Source organism: Sphingobium fuliginis, from assembly GCF_015074805.1.
Taxonomy (GTDB): Bacteria; Pseudomonadota; Alphaproteobacteria; order Sphingomonadales; family Sphingomonadaceae; genus Sphingobium; species Sphingobium fuliginis.
The window spans coordinates 2,886,983-2,902,563 of record NZ_CP060035.1; the positions used below are offsets into that span (position 1 = coordinate 2,886,983).

Here is a 15,581-nt window from a genome sequence, read left to right on the forward strand (position 1 = left end):
CCCGCGATCAAGCATTATGGTCTTGCTTCATGACGCCCGGCGATGGTCCTGAAAAAGGAGTATCCCGATGAACGACTCGGCTTGACGCCCACATATGGTCGTCCGAAACGGACGGTCATGAGCGCGCGCGTGCGGATTTCTGGCACAAGCTGGGAAAAAATCTTCGCTGCTCGTCATGCGTGAAGACCCTACGCCATTATCCGCCCTCTACCGCCGCTGACCGCCCATTGCCGCCAGCGTCTACCCGGCATCTCAAAACGTGACTGCCCCCGCGCCCGGAACGCTCTTGTCCGGGACGGAGAGGCATCCAATGCTCGTGACCGGGGGCGCCTGCATCGACATGATATGAAGAGACTGCCCCCATGAACAGCAATGATCGCATCATCCGCCTGAACACCGTGTTGGCCCGCACCGGGCTTTCGCGTTCGACCCTCTATCGCAAGATCGCGGACGGGACATTTCCCGCTCAGATCAGGATCAGCGTCCATGGCGCGGGCTGGCGGCAATCCGCCGTCGATCGCTGGATCGCCGATCCTGTCGGCTATCGCGAGGAACAGGCGGGGAGTCCTATCCAATGACGACGCCCCTACCATCCGAGCCGATCTGCGTCCGCGTCAACGACGCGGCGCGCATGATCGGCGTCGGCCGCACCAAGCTCTATGAACTGATCGCGGCTGGCGAGGTCGAAACGGTGAAGCTCGGCAAGGCTACCCGTATCACCACCGCCAGCCTTCACGATCTGGTCAGGCGGCAACGCGGAGCGCTGTAGGCTCGGAGGACGTTGAGGCGGCGTCCTTGCCCTTGCCGTTTTGCGTCTCCGTCCGGTCGAGAAATTCGGCCCAACGCGCCATGAGGCTGCGCCGCTTGTCGAAAAAGTCGGTGCGGCGATAGGCCGCTTCCACCTTGTTGGGCAGCTTGTGCGCCAGTGCCTTGTCGGCAACCTCCTTGGGGAAGCGCGTCCGTTCCGATGACCAGTCGGTAAAGGCGGAGCGGAAGCCGTGGACGGTCACGCCCTTGATGCCGTCATCGCGCAGCAACTTGGTCATGGTCATGTCGCTGATGGCCTTTTCGCCGTCATTGGAGAACACAAGGCCGGTGTCACTGGTGCGTTCGATCCACCGCTTGCGCAGCAGCGCCACGGCGGGCGCGGACAGCGGCACGACATGGGTTTCGCCAGCCTTCATGCGCTCGCCCGGAATGGTCCAGATGGCCTTGTCCAAATCAATCTCGGTCCAGACGGCAAAGCGCGTCTCGTTCGACCTCACCGCGTTGTAGATCGTGAAGCGCAGGGCGTCGCGCCCGGTCGTGGGCGAAGCTGCTGCCAGCTTCTGCATGAGCGCCGGAACATCGGCATAGGGCATGGCTTCCAAATGCTCGCTCTTACCGGTTTGGCGCGGAAGCCCCTTGCGGACGGAGCGCAACGATACCTCGTCGGGCAGCCATCCCTTGATGTGGGCGAAGTCCAGCACGGCCCCCACGCGCTGCAATATGCGACGCGCCGTTTCAGGGATTTCAAGCCAGATAGGCGACAGCACCTCGACTACAACAGCGCTATCTACTTGATCCACCCGCCGGGGGCCAATCAGCGGGAAGACATGATTCTCAAAACTGGAAATCCAGTTGGCATAACGCCGGTTTTTCCATCCTTCCTTCAACGTCTCGTAGCAGTCACGCGCGGCCGTCTCGAAGCTCGGTATTACCTTACGCGCCCTACGCCGCTCTGCCACCGGATCGGCTCCTTCCCGGACCTGACGGCGTAGCGCCGCCGCAGCATCGCGAGCTTCGGCAAGTGATACGTCCAGTGCCGATCCTAGTCCGTAGTCGCGCCGCCTGCCGTCCTTCTGCATCCGCAGCAGCCATGTCCGCGCGCCGCTCGGCTTCACCAGAAGACACAAGCCCCGGCCATCGACATGGCGACCGGGCTTTGCGTTCTTCACCTTCAATGCAGTAAGTGCCATCGGTTCGAGTCCTTGCCCAAGATGATCCCACAATTGTTCCCACATTTCAGTGGGATTTCAGGCAAACCGGTGCGACCGACCGCGAACACTCTACAAGGCAAATCTCTGATCTTACAGTGTAGTTAGGGACGTCCCGGAATTGCCTGAGACAAAAGTTCTACACCTCTTCTGGGCACCATTTGTTCTTCCGGGGGCGTCCGGGAACGTCCCGGAAATGGCTAAAATCCGCCAAATTTTGTGCTATAAGCGTCCGACGACATCCGGGCGAATACGGCACCAATCGGGCACAATGGGGGTATATTCGAGGGTATCGTTCTCCGTCCTTTGCAAGGACGACACACCCCGATGAGCACCTTGTTCGCGACCGACGCAGCCAACACCAAACCGCAGGCCAAGGACTTAAAGCTGTCGGACGGCGGCGGTCTCTATCTTCTCGTGCGGACCAACGGCGCGGAGCTTTGGCGCCTCAATTATCGCTATCTCGCAAAGGGTCGGACGCTCGCTTTCGGGGCATGGCCGAGATCGCACCGAGCAAGATCCCCTGGCTGCTCGACAAGGCCTATCCCAAGATCGGCAACAGACCGGTCGCCAAAATCACGGCGCAGGAGGTCGTGGCCGTCCTGCGCTCCATCGATGCAACGAGCCGCTACGAAAGCGCGTCCTATGCGGACCCTTCTTGGGCGCATCTTCCGCTACGCCGTCGCGACCATGGTTCCTGAATATCAAAAGTGCCTATGCTTCACGCTGGAGACGGTGCAGATGAGCCTCCTTCTCTCCGGTCATGACCGCGGTTTCCACTGGTCCGGTGCTGTAGGCGTAACATCGTCCGAGCATCTCCGGATTGTCGCGGGCAGGGCGACCCGCAGCTTGTGAGGGGCGGTAGCGCCGACCGATGGCTATGAGCCAGGTACGCGCCAGGATGGTGGCGGCTTCAAGTTGATCCTGCTCGAAAACCAGACTGGCCCATGCGGCAAAGCCGGTTCCCAATGGCCTTCCCCGAAGCTCCAGCGGCTCTAGGATCGCGCCCTGCCGGACGAGCCAGCGACAGACCAGCCGACCATTTCGCCAGATCGTCATGGGGACAGGCAATTCGAGTTCGTCAGGGACCTCCGCTTCATAGAGTATCTCCGTCGATGGTCTTGGAGCATGGCCAATGGCCATGACCGCCAAGTCCAGAAGGTGGGTGCAATGATGGCGTGCAATCCCCCCGGCGTAAAAGTCGCGGATTGGCGTGCTGATCGGCAGGCCCACCAAGGACTGAAGCTGGTGGACTGCGGCAGGGCATGCCGTGGTGGGAATGCGGACGCTTTCGCCGGTAATGGCGGTCACGATCGAGCAGTCGTGCACGATGGAACAGCGCATCTCGTGAAAATTGTCGAGGAGATGCGCGTCGACCCGATGGGATTGCGCGCGCAGGGATACGCGGCGAATGGTGGCGCCGGTCCCGTAATCGGGATTGAGTGGAAAGTTGAGTTGCTTAGGTCTCATGACAAGGGCGCGAACCTGCCGACATGGTTGCGACGTTCATGCGGCTTGCAGCGCGCTTTGTCCATCGCCCTGCGGTTACATGAAACGCGGCGGTCGCTTCGCCAGGAAGGCGGCGACTCCTTCCCGCCCCTCCGCCGCACCGGCCGATTCGGCAATCGAGGCGGCTTCGCGCTCCAGCTGGGCGGAAAGGTCGGCGGTTGCCGATTCCATCAACAAGGCGCGACATCTGGCGAGTGCGCGGATCGGTCCCTTCGCGAGCGCCGACGCGACGGTCGACGCCTCGGCGCGGAGCGCATCGTCGGTGACCACGCGCGTCACAAGGCCGAACTGCGCCGCTTCCTCCGCCCCGATCCGTCGATTGGTGAACAGCATCTCCTGCGCCCGGCGCATCCCGATCAGGCGCGGCAACCACCATGATGCGCCGCCATCCGGCGTCAGCCCGACGGCGCTGTAGGCCGAGGTGAAATGCGCGGAGGCGGCTGCGAGCGCAATATCTCCCAATATCGCAAGGCTGAGCCCCGCGCCGGCCGCGGGGCCGTTGATTGCGGTGACCAGAGGCTTTTCCATCGTGGCAAGCCGATGAATGCCGGCATGGAAACTGTGCGCGAGGGCACCGACCGCCGCTTCGGCATCTTCCCCGGCCGCGGAGAAGGCATCGATGTCGCCGCCGACGCAGAAGAATTTGCCGCTTCCGGTCAGGACGACGCAGCGTATTTGCTGGTCCGCCGCGCAGTGCTCCGCCAGTTCATGCAGGCGGAGTGCGAATTCAGGATCGACGGCGTTGCGCTTTTCGGGGCGCGCCAGCGTCAGCCAGGCGACGCCGTCCTTGATGTCGAGCGTGATGGCCGGGCTGTTCATCGGGCGCCGGCCCTTTTCGCCTGCCGCCACGCCAGACGCATGAGTTCCGGCAGCACCGCGACGCGCTCGCGCGCCTGCGCGGAGGACGCATTGCCGCGGATGACCCGGCCCTTGATGCCATGGAAGATGGCGGCGAGGCGAAAGAAGTTGAAGGCGATATAGAAGTCGTAGCCCGGCATGTCCGCCAACCCCCGGCGCCGGCAATAGGCAGCGAGATAGGCCTCTTCATCGGCTATGCCGAGTGCGGCCGGGTCGCTCCCGCCCAGGCCGGCGACGATATGCGGCGGCATCCGATACATCATCGCGTGATAGGCGAAGTCGGCGCCCGGATGGCCGAGCGTCGAAAGCTCCCAGTCGAGCACGGCCAGCACGCGCGGCTGCGTCGGGTGGAAGATCAGATTGTCGATGCGGAAATCGCCATGGACGATGCTCGTTTCCTCGCCCGGCGGGATGTGGGCGGGGAGCCATTCCACCAGCCTGTCCATATAGGGATCGCGGCCCGCCTCCGCGTCCTCAAGATATTGGCGGGACCAGCGGGCGATCTGCCGTTCGAAATAGTTTCCGGGTCGGCCATAGTCCGCAAGGCCGGCGGCCACATGATCGATGCTGTGGAGGTCGGCGATCGTGGCGTTCATCGCATCGAAGAGCGCGGCTCTTTCTGCGGCGGACACATCGGGGATCGCGGCATCCCAGAAGATGCGGCCCTCCACCATGTCCATGACGTAAAAGATCGTGCCGATGACCGCGGGGTCGGTGCACAGGCCATGGACGGCGGCGACCGGGAATCCTGCCCCGGAGAGGCCGGCGAGCACTCTCGCCTCCCGGTCCAGCGCATGGGCCCCTTTGAGCAGGGGGCCGGGCGGTTGCTTGCGCAGGACGTAGCTCTTGCCCGGCGTGATCAGCTTGTAGGTCGGATTGGACTGCCCGCCCTTGAACTGCTCGACCCTGAGCGGCCCGCCATAATCGGCGACATGGGCGCGCATCCAGGCGTCCAACGCTCCCAGATCCAGTTCATAGCCGGGGCGGACGGCGGCGGTGCCGCTATTGTCTTCGACCAGGGCATTCATCGTGCGTCGCCTTCCCTTGAAATGGGCGGGGGCAGCCATTGGCCGTTCAGCATGTCTGGCTTCGGTCCGTAGGCGCGGATCACCACGAAAAATGGGCCAGCCGGTGCGGGAAGCCAGTTTCCATCGGAGGATGCGGCGTGTTGGATGCGGATTTCGATCGACCCATCCTTCTGCACCTTCAGGCCCTTTGTCCGGTCGCTCACCAGATAGCGGCGCAGCGGATTGGGATGAAGGGCGAAGGTCTTCGCGTCGTAGAGGGTGACGGACCAGAAGCTGTTGACGGGCGGAGGCCTTTGCAGCCGCAGCATGTAGCGCGACGACGCGCCGTCCAGCGCCGATCCATCGCCGTCCGCGAACGTGGTGTAGGACGCATTTTCCTCCCGCACATTCGCGCCGAGGCCGGCCATGTTGATGACGGACCGGCGCAGATAATTGAAACCGTAAACGCCCTTGTTGACCTTCATCCAGCCCGTGCCGGTGGGTTCGCCCAACTGCGACTTGGCGCGTGTGAGCATGTCCAGCGCCTCCGCGTAACCGCTTTCGATTGCGGCTCGCATGGCTGGGGTCAGCCTGTCAGGGTTGAATGGGCGGTCGCCCTCTATGCCTAGCGGCCGGAATCGCGACACAAGCGCCTCCTCGCCCGGCTGCCAGCCATTGGCCCGAAGCAGATAGTCGAGCGCCCGGAAATAGCCGATAGCGCCAGAGGTGGGTGGTGGTGGCGATGTGTCGCCATCAGAGTCCGCCGTCCCTTCGCCTTCCGGAGCGATGATCCGGACCGCATCCTGAAAGGCACGGGCGGTCCGGACTTCGGCGTCGGACTGGGCGAAGGCGCGCATCAGGATCCATAGCTGGGTCGTGGCGGCTGGATAGACCGTGACCCCGGCGGGCGGGATGCCGCGCCAGCCGCGCGGCACCAGCAGGAAGCGGCCGCCTTTGACGCCTATCGTGCGATTGCTGAGATTGCTGGGATTGCCGAAAATGTCGAAGATGTTGAGCGTGAAATATTTGAGCTGCGTGGCCGGGATGTCGATTTCGACCGGCCCCTTGTTCAGGTCGATCCAGGCCGTGGAGTAAAGCGTGTCCGTATTGGGCACCTTGAAGGTGGCATAGTCCGGCCCCGCCAGGTTCCTCTCATGCGCGAAGCGGTTGAATCCGGTGTAATTGCTCGAACTTCGATCGAACACCTGCCGATAGAGTTGCTCATAATGCAGATAGGCAGCCATGCCATAGACGGTCGCGTCGAATGCGACGGTCCGGAGCAGGGTGGCGCGGTCCTTCTCGTCCCTGGGCAGCAGGTCGTCGCCATATCCGACTTGCGAAGTGGGCGCTTCCGGCGCGGCGAAGTTTGCTGGCTCGGCATGCCCAGCGGTCGACATAAGGATCGGCAGGAGGACCAGCATCGGCCGCATGGCCGGCATCCATCGTCCGGCGCTCATCCCTGCGCCGCCTTCCAGTCGCGCTTGATCTTCTTGGCCAGGCTCCACTTATGGACCTCGGTCGGGCCGTCGTAGATGCGGAAGGCGCGGATTTCCCGGAACGCCTGCTCGACGATGGTGTCGCCGGACACGCCCGTCCCGCCCATCACCTGAACGCAGCGGTCGGCGACGCGGAACAGCGCGTCCGACACCGCGACCTTCGCCATGGAGCTTTCCGCCGTGCCGAGCGAACCCGTGTCGAGAACGCCCGCGCACCAGTCGATCATGCGTTCGGCCTGCTTCAGGTCGATCAGATTGTCCGCCAGCATGAAGCCCACGCCCTCATGGTCGACCAGCGGCTTGCCGAAGGCGTGGCGGCGGCAGGCATAGTCGGTGGCGATTTCCTGCGCGCGCGTCGCGAGGCCGAGCCAGCGCATGCAGTGGGACAGGCGGGCAGGGCTGAGGCGTATCTGCGCATAGGCGAAGCCTTCTCCGCTCGCGCCCAGCATCTGGTCCGCCGGAACGCGCAGATCGACGATGTCGACTTCCGCGTGGCCGCCGGGCATCGAGCTGTCGATCGTGTCGATCACGCGCACCGTCCGGATCGCCGGGGCGGGCAGGTCGACAAGGAACATGCAGGCGCCCTCGTCCGACCGGGCCATCACGATGCCGACGCGCGCCCCTTCCGCCCCGGTGATGAACTTCTTGCGGCCGTTGATGACCCAATGATTGCCGTCGAGCCGGCAGGTCGTCTGCATCATCGACGGATCGGACCCCGCGCCGCCGGTTTCGGCAGGCTCGGTCATGAAGAAGGCGGAGCGCGCCTCGCCCCTCACCAGGGGGGCGAGAAATCGCGTCTTCTGTTCGGCGCTGCCGACCTTTCCGAGCAGATACATATTGCCTTCGTCAGGCGCGGCGGTGTTGCAGGCGAGGGGGCCGAGCGGCGACAGGCCCGACCTGATGAGGACGATGGCCGTTTCCCGCTGCGTCAGATGCGATCCGTCAGGCAGGACATGCGGGGTCAGCACGCCTGCATCGCGTGCTTTTGCGCGCAGCTCCGCAACGAGCGCGTCTTCCGGGCCATGGAAGCCGAGGCGACTGTCCTTTTCATAGGGAATGACCACGGTCCGGACGAAGGCTTCCACCTTCGAGGCGATGCTGTTCGCTCGCTCGGTCATTGCGCGGTGCTCCCCCCATCGATCACAAGTTCGGCGCCCGTCATGTAGCGGGACTCGTCGCTTGCCAGGAACAGGATTCCATCTGCTATCTCCTCCGCTTCCCCGATCCGGCCGAGCGGGACATCCGCCAGCAGGCTCCTGGCTGTTTCCGCATCGGCATAGGCAGGCGCGGTCAGCGGCGTCGCGATGTGACCGGGGTGAATGGAGTTCGCCCGCACGCCATTGCCGGCGGCAGCGCATTCGAGGGCGGTCGCCTTGGTGAACATCCGGACACCCCCCTTCGCCGCGCTGTAGGAGCCGGTGCCCGCCCCGGCCACGATGCCCCGAATGGAGGACATGTTGACGATCGCGCCCCGGCCCGAGGCGGCGAGCAGCGGCATCATATATTTGGTGCCCAGGAAAACACTGTCGAGATTGACGGCAATGATCGAGCGCCATTGCGCCAATGTCGTGTCCGCGATCGACGCGAACTTGCCGAACCCGGCATTGTTCACGAGGATGTCGAGCGTGCCGAACCGTGTTCGTATCCGATCCGCCAGCGCAACCCATGCCTGTTCATCGGTGACGTCCATGACGGCGACCTCATGGCCGTCGCCCGGCAGGGACTTGGCCGCATCCGACAGGGCATCTCCATTGCGGTCCGCCAGGATGAGTGTCGCGCTCTCCGTCGCGAAGCGCCGTGCGGTGGCGAGCCCGATGCCCGAAGCGGCGCCGGTGATGAGCGCGATCCGCGCCTGAAGCCTGCTCACGATCTTTCCTCTTCTGCGTCAGCCTTGCCCTTGCTGAGCGAAATCAGGCTGTCGAATAGCGGATTTTCCCGCGCAAGGATCGATTGCGTCCGCTGCGCGATCACCGGATCGTAACGGGTCGTGGTAAAGACGTAGAACTGGTCATTCCGGATGCCGTCGAACGCCTGCGCGGCGACTTCCTCAGGCGATGGGGCATTCTGGAACAGATTATCCGAAATCGACTGGAACTCGGCGGCTTCCGCCGGCTGCCCGTCACTGGATCGCAGATGGGCAGGGCGGGATCGTTCGGCTTCGTATATGCGGGTTGCGACCAGGCCGGGACACAGCATCGTGACGCCGATCGGGGCGTTCCGCTCACGCAGGCCGGCATAGAGCGCTTCGGTGATGCGGACGACGGCATGTTTGGACGCGCCATAGACGGCGGAGCCTTCGCCGCTCACGAAGCCGGCCACGGACGCGGTGTTGAGAATATGTCCCGGCCGTCCCTCGGCCAGCATCCGGGGCACGAAGCTGCGGATGCCGTTGACCACGCCCTCCATGTTGACCCCGAAGGCCCAGCGCCAGTCCTCCAGCCCATATTCCCAGACGAGCCGGTGGCGGCCGCCGGGGACGACGCCGGCATTGTTGCACAGCAGGGATACCTCGCCGAAGCGCGACCATGCCAGGTCGGCCAGAGCCTGTACCGCCTCCGGATCGGCCACGTCGGTTCTGTGGAGCGCGATGGCCGCGCTGTCGATGGTGCCGGCCACTGCTTCAAGGTCGGCAAGATTGATGTCGGCGAGGACCAGCTTCATCCCCTCCCGCGCGGCAAGATGCGCGAGCGCCGCGCCGATGCCGCTGCCGGCCCCCGTAATGACTGCCGTCCTGCCCTTGAAGTCCCTCATCCGGGCATGCTCCTCTCGCATCGGCCGAACCGGGATCGGCCCTGTATAAGCGTGCGATGTAGTCGACCGTCCGGTCGGACGTCAACTCCTTATCAGAAGTTGACCGCGATCGCGAAGCGGCATAGCCATGTTCAACCGACCGGACGGTCCATGCATTATCGGAGAGACGATGACTGATCTTCTGCCCCCGCTCGCCAGCCTTGGCCGCCTGCGTCGCGACGCCCCGAAGACCGTCGCGGGATTTCGCCGCTGGCGCGCGATCATCGATACCGATGGCGCTGTCCCCGCCCGGATGAAGCGATTGTTCGTCGCCTGCGCCGCCACGATGAAGGGCTATCGGGAACTTGCGACGCGGGAACTGGCCGAAGCCCGGGCGGCCGGTCTTACAGAGGCGGAGGCCGGCGCGGCGATCGCAATCCTGGCAAGCGTGCGCGGCGAGGGGGCGTCGCTGCGCTTCCATGATCTTTTCCGGGAAATCTACCCCGAAGCCGTCGATCCCGATTGGCCCGACGACGACATGGTGGTGGAAGATGGCGCGGCGCAGGCCAATTTCCTTCAATATTTCGGCACCATGCCCCCTTCGCTGGGCAAGCTGTTCGAGGTCAAGCCCCTTGGCGCCGAGGCCTATTATCTCATGCGCGAGGGGACTTTGTCGGGGACGGCGCTGGGGCCTGTCCATGCGGAACTGCTGCTCGTCACCGTCCTCGTCGCCGATTATAGTTCATGGGCGTCCGTTCACATGAAGGGCGCGCGCACCGCCGGCGCCAGCGAGGAAGCAGTGGCCGAAGCGGTGATCTGCGCCGTGCCGACCGCCGGCCTGTCCGCCTGGGTCATCGGCGCGACCGCGATGGATGCGTGAGGGTCGTCCGTCCTTAAAGACCGCTGACGAGGTGCCCGCCATCCACCGCGATGACCGCCCCCGTCATGTAGCGCGACTGATCGGAACATAGCAGCAGGAGCGGCCCGTTCAGATCCTGCATCTGGCCCAGTCGCTTCTGCGGGATGCGCGAGATGAGCCGCTGACCTGCGTCGGATGCGAAGAAGTCGCGGTTGAGGTCCGTTTCGATATAGCCGGGCGCCAGAGCGTTGACCCGGATGTCGAACGCCGCCCATTCCAGCGCAAGCGCCTTCGTCAACTGGATGAGGCCGGCCTTGCTGGCGGCATAGGCGGCCAGCCCCTTGGACACGCGTTCCCCCAGGATCGAGGCGACGTTGACGATCGTCCCGCCTTCGCCCCGCATCATGCGCGCCGCCTGCTGGGCCACGAGGAAGGCGCCGGTCAGATTGGGCTGGAGCACCTGCGACCATTCGGTCGCGCTGAGATCGAGCGCCGCACGCATGTGGGCTACGCCTGCATTGTTGACGAGGATGGAGAGAGGCGCCGCAAGGTCGCGCTCGATTTGCCGGAAGGCCGCCGCGACCGCGTCCGGATCGGTCACATCCATGGCGACGGGAATGCATGTGCCGCCTTGTCGCCCAATCTCATCGGAGAGCGCCGAGAGCGCGTCGACTCGGCGCGCCGCTATCACGACCGTCGCCCCTTCCCGCGCCAGCAGACGAGCGAAATGCCGGCCCAAACCCGAACTCGCTCCGGTGACCAGCGCTGTCTTGCCCTCAACTTGCATTGTCCGCTCCCTCGCGCTTGCATTCTCTTCATCCAGCCGCCATCCCTAGGAGGAACCGACCAGACGGTCGACTTACCTTTGTGAGAGGTAGGACGCAGAACAGGGAACAGAGCCGGCGATGGCGCGAGAAGCAACAAAGAAACGGCAGACGACCGAGGCGCATGACGAGAAGCGCAACGAGATATTGAGGCATTGCGCGACGCTGTTCGACCGGGTGGGATATCACAAGGCGTCGATGCAGATGCTGGCGGATGAGGTGGGCCTCGGCAAGCCGACGCTCTACCATTATTTTCCCAGCAAGAACGCCATCCTCTTCGCGATGCACGACGCCCATATGAGCGCGCTTCTGGCGGGTCTCGACGAGGAAGGGGGGTCGGACGATCCGCTGGGCCGCCTGCGCGCGGCATGCATCGACATACTGCGGCAGATCGCGGAGCATCCGGGTTATGTCCGGGCGTTCATGGACCATTATGAAGATCTGGAAGGCAAGATGCGCGACCATATCCGGGCGCAGCGCAACGCCTATCTGCAGCGGGTGCGCGGCATCATCGAACAGGGGATAGCGAACGGCCATTTCCGCCCGTGCGACCCGGGACTCACCACCTTGGGCTTCCTCGGCATGTGCAACTGGGCCTATAAATGGTATCCTCCCCTGGCCAAGCGCAGACCGCCCGAGGATGTCGCCGACGCGATCTGCCAGCCCTTTTTCGAGGGGCTGAGCCTGAAGGGCCGCTGATCATGTTCGCTGCCGGCCACTCCTGCACGATGCCGTCCGCCGCCCTGATCGACGCGGTCCGCTTTTCGGAGCCGGGGGGCATAGGACCGGCGGCGGAGCGGCTGCGCGATGCGGTAATGGACCTTTGCGGGCTGCGCACGGCGGTCACGCATAATGTGGCCTCCCGCGAACCGATGCGCGACGGGAATGGCGCCGTGCTGGCAAGCGAGGTTTTCGGATTTCGCGGCGAGGAGTCGCGCTGGTGGGAGGTGCCTCAGCTTGCCCTTTCCTCGCCCATCGTTCACGCCTGCCGGGTGGAGGCGGAGCCGTTCTGGTGCAACGCGCATGGCTTTTTCACCCGCCTGCCCAACCCGCTGCTCGACGTGATCGACCTGCATGATTTCCGCATCCGGGCCATGACGGCGGCCGCGATCGTGGTTCCGATCCACCTGCCGTTCGGGCAGATCGGCGCAGCCAGTTTCCTCTCGCCCGAGCCGGAGGCCAACGACCTGTCCGATGCCTATGCCTGCGCCGCGGACGCCCTGGCCGTGCTCGCGCGGGCCTTTGTCCAAAGCTATGTCAAGGTGACGGCGCGGGCGCGGCCCGGGTTGGGGAGCATATCCTTGACCAAGCGCGAGGTGGAATGCCTGCGCTGGGCGGCTGCCGGAAAGACGAACGAGGAAATCGGCATCATCCTGGGCCTGCAACGCACCACGGTGCGATTCCACATCCGATCGGCATCCGTGAAGCTGGACGCGGTCAACCGCGACCAGACGATGTTCAAGGCGGCGCAGCTCGGCTTTCTGGGCATGATAAACTAACCCCTGTCGCATTGGTCAGAAGCCGACCGAACGGTCGGGCGCTATGTCTCCGGAAGGAGACAAGAGATGCCTGACACCCTGCCTGTTCCGATAGCCGACGGCCTCATCTGCCCCGATGCAGAGGGCATTGTGCTGTTTGCCTCCAGAGAGCGGGCAACCAATCGCCTGTGCTTTCCGGCGCGACCGGAAGACGACCCGCGCTACGAGCGCGTCCTGCTGCCGCGCACAGGCCGGCTCTGGTCGTGGACTATCCAGCGCTTCCGCCCCAAGTCGCCGCCCTATGCCGGCCCGGAAGCGTTCGAGCCCTATGCCGTGGGCTATGTCGATCTGGATGGAGCGCTGATCGTCGAGGGGCGTCTGGTCGATGTGGCGTTCGATGATCTGGCAATTGGCATGGCGATGCGCGTCGTGCCGCTGCCTTTCGAGATGACGGACGGAACGCTGCGCACCAGCTTCGGCTTCGCGCCGGACAAGGGGGTTGGGGCATGAGCGAAGACGTCTTCATCATCGGCGCGGGCATTCATCCTTTCGGCCGCACGCCCGGCCTTTCGGGCCTGCAGCAGGGCGTCTTCGCCGTCCGCCAGGCGCTCGAACGGGCGGGGCTGGCATGGCGCGATGTCCAGTTCGCCTTCGGCGGATCGGACGCCGCCGGCAATGCGGACACGATGGTGTCGGAACTGGGGCTTACCGGCATTCCCTTCATCAACGTCGCCAACGGCTGCGCGACCGGCGGGTCGGCCATGTTCGGCGCCTACAGCACGATCAAGTCCGGCGAGTTCGATCTTGGCCTCGCGGTAGGTTTCGACAAGCACCCGCGCGGCTCCTTCTCGCCCCTGCCGGCGGACTGGGGATTGCCGGACTGGTATGGCGAGACGGGGCTGATGCTGACCACCCAATTCTTCGCCATGAAGATTCAGCGCTATATGAGCCTCCATGGCATCACCCCGCACATGCTGGGTGCGGTCGCCGAGAAGGCGTTCGCCAACGGCGTTCTCGCCGATCATGCCTGGCGGCGCGAAGCCGTGGACATCGACACCATCCTCCATTCGCAGATGGTCAGCGACCCGCTCACCAAATTCATGTTCTGCTCGCCGGGCGAAGGCGCGGTGGCGCTGCTGCTGGCGAGCGGCAGGAAAGCGCGCGAACTTGGCCTGCCAGCCGTGCGATTGCGTGCCGCGGCGGTCCGCACCCGGCCCCCCGGATCGTTCGAGGTCTTCTCTCCAGCGCTCGATCTGGAGCGTGGCGGTTCACCGACCAGCGTCGCGTCCCAAGCGGCTTATGAGATGGCAGGCGTTGGTCCGGAGGACATCGACATAGCACAGCTTCAGGACACGGAGGCGGGGGCCGAGATCATGCACATGGCGGAGAATGGCTTTTGCGCCGATGGCGAGCAGACCGCATGGATCGCTGAGGGCCGCACGCGGATCGACGGCAGCCTGCCGGTCAACACCGATGGCGGGTGCCTGGCCTGCGGGGAGCCGATCGGCGCGTCGGGGCTTCGTCAGGTCTATGAGAATTATGTGCAGTTGATCGGGCAGGCGGGCGCACGACAGGCGCCGGGCAGGCTGCGCCTCGGTTACAGCCATGTCTATGGCGCACCGGGCGTCTCCGCCGTCGCCATCGTGGAGCGCTGACGCCATGGACCTGGCGCTTAGCCAAGAGCAGCATGCGTTCCGCGAGGAGGTGCGTGCTTTCCTCGCCGCGTCGCTTTCGCCCGAATTGCGGCGCGGTGCCGCGCTGACATCCGGCGTCTTCGCTGAACCCGACATCGCACGCGAATGGCAGGCGATATTGGAAGCGAAGGGATGGCTCGTCTATCACTGGCCGGACCATGCGGGCGGGCCCGGATGGACGCCGGTCCAGCGCTGGATTTTCGAGAAGGAATGTGCGGAGGCAGGCGCTCCTGTCCTTCCTGGCATGGGCCTGAAGCTGGTGGGGCCGGTGCTGTACACCTATGGCACCCCGGCGCAGAAGGATCATTATCTCCCGCGCCTGCGCACGGGCGAGCATATATGGGCGCAGGGGTTTTCGGAACCCGGCTCCGGCTCCGACCTTGCAAGCCTGCGCACCCGCGCCGTGCGCGACGGTGATCATTATGTCGTGTCGGGCCACAAGATCTGGACCACGCAGGCGCAATATGCGAACCGGCTGTTCGCCCTGGTCCGGACCGACCCGCATGTGAAGCCGCAGCAGGGCATCAGCTTCCTGCTGATCGACATGGCGCTGCCCGGCGTGACGGTGAAGCCGATCCTCAGCGCATCGGGCGATCACGAACTGAACGAGGTCTTCCTCGATGAAGTACGGGTGCCGGTCTCGGAGCGCGTCGGCGACGAAGGGCAAGGCTGGTCGATCGCCAAGTTCCTGCTGGAGAATGAGCGGGGCGGGTCCAGCTTCGCCCCGGCGCTTCTGGCTGATCTTGCCCGGTTGCGGACATCGGCGGGCCCGCTGACCGGCGAATTGGCGGATCGCGCCATCCGGCTCCAACTGGAGGCGGAAGCGCTGGAGATGACAGAGCTTCGGACGCTGATCGAGATCGAGCATGGCGCCGCGCCCGACCCGCGCAGCCTAACCACCAAGCTGCTGGCGTCCGAAATCCGGCAGGGCGTTGAGGCGCTGGCGGTGGACGTCTTCGGCCTCGCCGGTCTTCAACTGCCGGTCGAGCGTCCCTTCTACGGCGACGACATGCCCGCTCCGGTCGGTTCGGCGCAAGCGCAGGTCGCGGCTGCCCGCTACCTCAACGCCCGCGCCTGGTCGATCTTCGGCGGCACCAGCGAAATCCAGCTCACCCTGATCGCGAAGGCCGCCCTCGGCCTCTAGACACAA

Annotated in this window: 18 protein-coding genes and 1 pseudogene; 10 read left to right on the forward strand and 9 right to left on the reverse strand. The window is 64.7% G+C overall.

Going from position 1 to position 15,581, the window contains the following annotated elements; translation table 11 throughout:
• Positions 1 to 362 precede the first annotated feature (362 nt).
• Both H5V43_RS14005 and H5V43_RS14010 read left to right on the forward strand, forming a co-directional pair.
• Positions 363 to 578, forward strand: coding sequence for a helix-turn-helix transcriptional regulator (locus H5V43_RS14005; protein WP_025547950.1), 216 nt, complete (start codon positions 363 to 365; stop codon positions 576 to 578).
• A complete protein-coding gene (locus H5V43_RS14010; RefSeq protein ID WP_025547948.1) occupies positions 575 to 769 on the forward strand; it encodes a helix-turn-helix domain-containing protein in 195 nt (64 codons plus the stop codon). Before H5V43_RS14005 ends, H5V43_RS14010 begins: the two co-directional genes overlap by 4 nt.
• On the opposite strand, the gene H5V43_RS14015 is transcribed toward H5V43_RS14010, so the two are convergent.
• Positions 744 to 2,003, reverse strand: coding sequence for a tyrosine-type recombinase/integrase (locus H5V43_RS14015; protein ID WP_244968627.1), 1,260 nt, complete (start codon positions 2,001 to 2,003; stop codon positions 744 to 746). The genes H5V43_RS14010 and H5V43_RS14015 overlap by 26 nt on opposite strands.
• Before the next feature lie 300 nt (positions 2,004 to 2,303).
• Here H5V43_RS14015 and H5V43_RS23860 point away from each other — a divergent pair.
• Positions 2,304 to 2,420, forward strand: a pseudogene (locus H5V43_RS23860) (Arm DNA-binding domain-containing protein); the annotation flags it as partial.
• Positions 2,421 to 2,470: 50 nt separating this feature from the next.
• Positions 2,471 to 2,677: a phage integrase central domain-containing protein gene (locus H5V43_RS14020; protein ID WP_158230011.1), complete on the forward strand. Its 207-nt coding sequence runs from the start codon at positions 2,471 to 2,473 to the stop codon at positions 2,675 to 2,677.
• Positions 2,678 to 2,690: 13 nt separating this feature from the next.
• Here H5V43_RS14020 and H5V43_RS14025 read toward each other — a convergent pair whose 3' ends face one another.
• The 7 genes from H5V43_RS14025 to H5V43_RS14055 all read right to left on the reverse strand — a co-directional run bounded on the left by H5V43_RS14025 (position 2,691) and on the right by H5V43_RS14055 (position 9,597).
• Complete coding sequence (locus H5V43_RS14025; RefSeq protein ID WP_025547944.1) at positions 2,691 to 3,446, reverse strand: DUF2889 domain-containing protein; 756 nt, start codon at positions 3,444 to 3,446, stop codon at positions 2,691 to 2,693.
• A 75-nt stretch (positions 3,447 to 3,521) separates the two neighbouring features.
• On the reverse strand, positions 3,522 to 4,304 hold the full coding sequence (locus H5V43_RS14030; RefSeq protein WP_025547942.1) for an enoyl-CoA hydratase/isomerase family protein: 783 nt from the start codon (positions 4,302 to 4,304) through the stop codon (positions 3,522 to 3,524).
• Positions 4,301 to 5,371, reverse strand: a complete 1,071-nt coding sequence (locus H5V43_RS14035) for a phosphotransferase family protein (protein WP_025547940.1) — start codon at positions 5,369 to 5,371, stop codon at positions 4,301 to 4,303. The genes H5V43_RS14030 and H5V43_RS14035 overlap by 4 nt, the downstream gene beginning before the upstream one ends.
• Positions 5,368 to 6,807: a DUF1254 domain-containing protein gene (locus H5V43_RS14040; RefSeq protein WP_025547938.1), complete on the reverse strand. Its 1,440-nt coding sequence runs from the start codon at positions 6,805 to 6,807 to the stop codon at positions 5,368 to 5,370. The genes H5V43_RS14035 and H5V43_RS14040 overlap by 4 nt, the downstream gene beginning before the upstream one ends.
• Positions 6,804 to 7,964, reverse strand: coding sequence for an acyl-CoA dehydrogenase family protein (locus tag H5V43_RS14045; RefSeq protein WP_025547937.1), 1,161 nt, complete (start codon positions 7,962 to 7,964; stop codon positions 6,804 to 6,806). The genes H5V43_RS14040 and H5V43_RS14045 overlap by 4 nt, the downstream gene beginning before the upstream one ends.
• Positions 7,961 to 8,713: an SDR family NAD(P)-dependent oxidoreductase gene (locus tag H5V43_RS14050; RefSeq protein WP_025547936.1), complete on the reverse strand. Its 753-nt coding sequence runs from the start codon at positions 8,711 to 8,713 to the stop codon at positions 7,961 to 7,963. Before H5V43_RS14050 ends, H5V43_RS14045 begins: the two co-directional genes overlap by 4 nt.
• Positions 8,710 to 9,597 (reverse strand): SDR family NAD(P)-dependent oxidoreductase, encoded by an 888-nt coding sequence (locus H5V43_RS14055; protein ID WP_025547934.1) that lies wholly within the window; start codon positions 9,595 to 9,597, stop codon positions 8,710 to 8,712. The genes H5V43_RS14050 and H5V43_RS14055 overlap by 4 nt, the downstream gene beginning before the upstream one ends.
• A gap of 169 nt (positions 9,598 to 9,766) precedes the next feature.
• On the opposite strand from H5V43_RS14055, the gene H5V43_RS14060 reads away from it, so the two are divergent.
• Positions 9,767 to 10,456 carry a carboxymuconolactone decarboxylase family protein gene (locus H5V43_RS14060; protein ID WP_025547932.1) on the forward strand — a complete coding sequence of 230 codons (690 nt, stop codon included), beginning with the start codon at positions 9,767 to 9,769 and terminating at the stop codon, positions 10,454 to 10,456.
• Positions 10,457 to 10,469: 13 nt separating this feature from the next.
• Here the strand turns inward: H5V43_RS14060 and H5V43_RS14065 are convergent, their stop codons facing one another.
• Positions 10,470 to 11,222, reverse strand: coding sequence for an SDR family NAD(P)-dependent oxidoreductase (locus tag H5V43_RS14065; protein ID WP_025547930.1), 753 nt, complete (start codon positions 11,220 to 11,222; stop codon positions 10,470 to 10,472).
• Positions 11,223 to 11,340: 118 nt separating this feature from the next.
• On the opposite strand from H5V43_RS14065, the gene H5V43_RS14070 reads away from it, so the two are divergent.
• From H5V43_RS14070 to H5V43_RS14090, 5 genes are all read left to right on the forward strand, one after another.
• Positions 11,341 to 11,958, forward strand: coding sequence for a TetR/AcrR family transcriptional regulator (locus H5V43_RS14070; RefSeq protein ID WP_025547929.1), 618 nt, complete (start codon positions 11,341 to 11,343; stop codon positions 11,956 to 11,958).
• 2 nt (positions 11,959 to 11,960) lie between these two features.
• Entirely contained in the window at positions 11,961 to 12,758 is a 798-nt protein-coding gene (locus H5V43_RS14075) for a helix-turn-helix transcriptional regulator (RefSeq protein WP_025547927.1), read from the forward strand.
• A gap of 66 nt (positions 12,759 to 12,824) precedes the next feature.
• Positions 12,825 to 13,247: a Zn-ribbon domain-containing OB-fold protein gene (locus H5V43_RS14080; protein ID WP_025547926.1), complete on the forward strand. Its 423-nt coding sequence runs from the start codon at positions 12,825 to 12,827 to the stop codon at positions 13,245 to 13,247.
• Positions 13,244 to 14,392 carry a thiolase family protein gene (locus H5V43_RS14085; RefSeq protein WP_025547924.1) on the forward strand — a complete coding sequence of 383 codons (1,149 nt, stop codon included), beginning with the start codon at positions 13,244 to 13,246 and terminating at the stop codon, positions 14,390 to 14,392. Before H5V43_RS14080 ends, H5V43_RS14085 begins: the two co-directional genes overlap by 4 nt.
• A gap of 4 nt (positions 14,393 to 14,396) precedes the next feature.
• Complete coding sequence (locus tag H5V43_RS14090) at positions 14,397 to 15,575, forward strand: acyl-CoA dehydrogenase family protein (RefSeq protein ID WP_025547922.1); 1,179 nt, start codon at positions 14,397 to 14,399, stop codon at positions 15,573 to 15,575.
• Positions 15,576 to 15,581 lie beyond the last annotated feature (6 nt).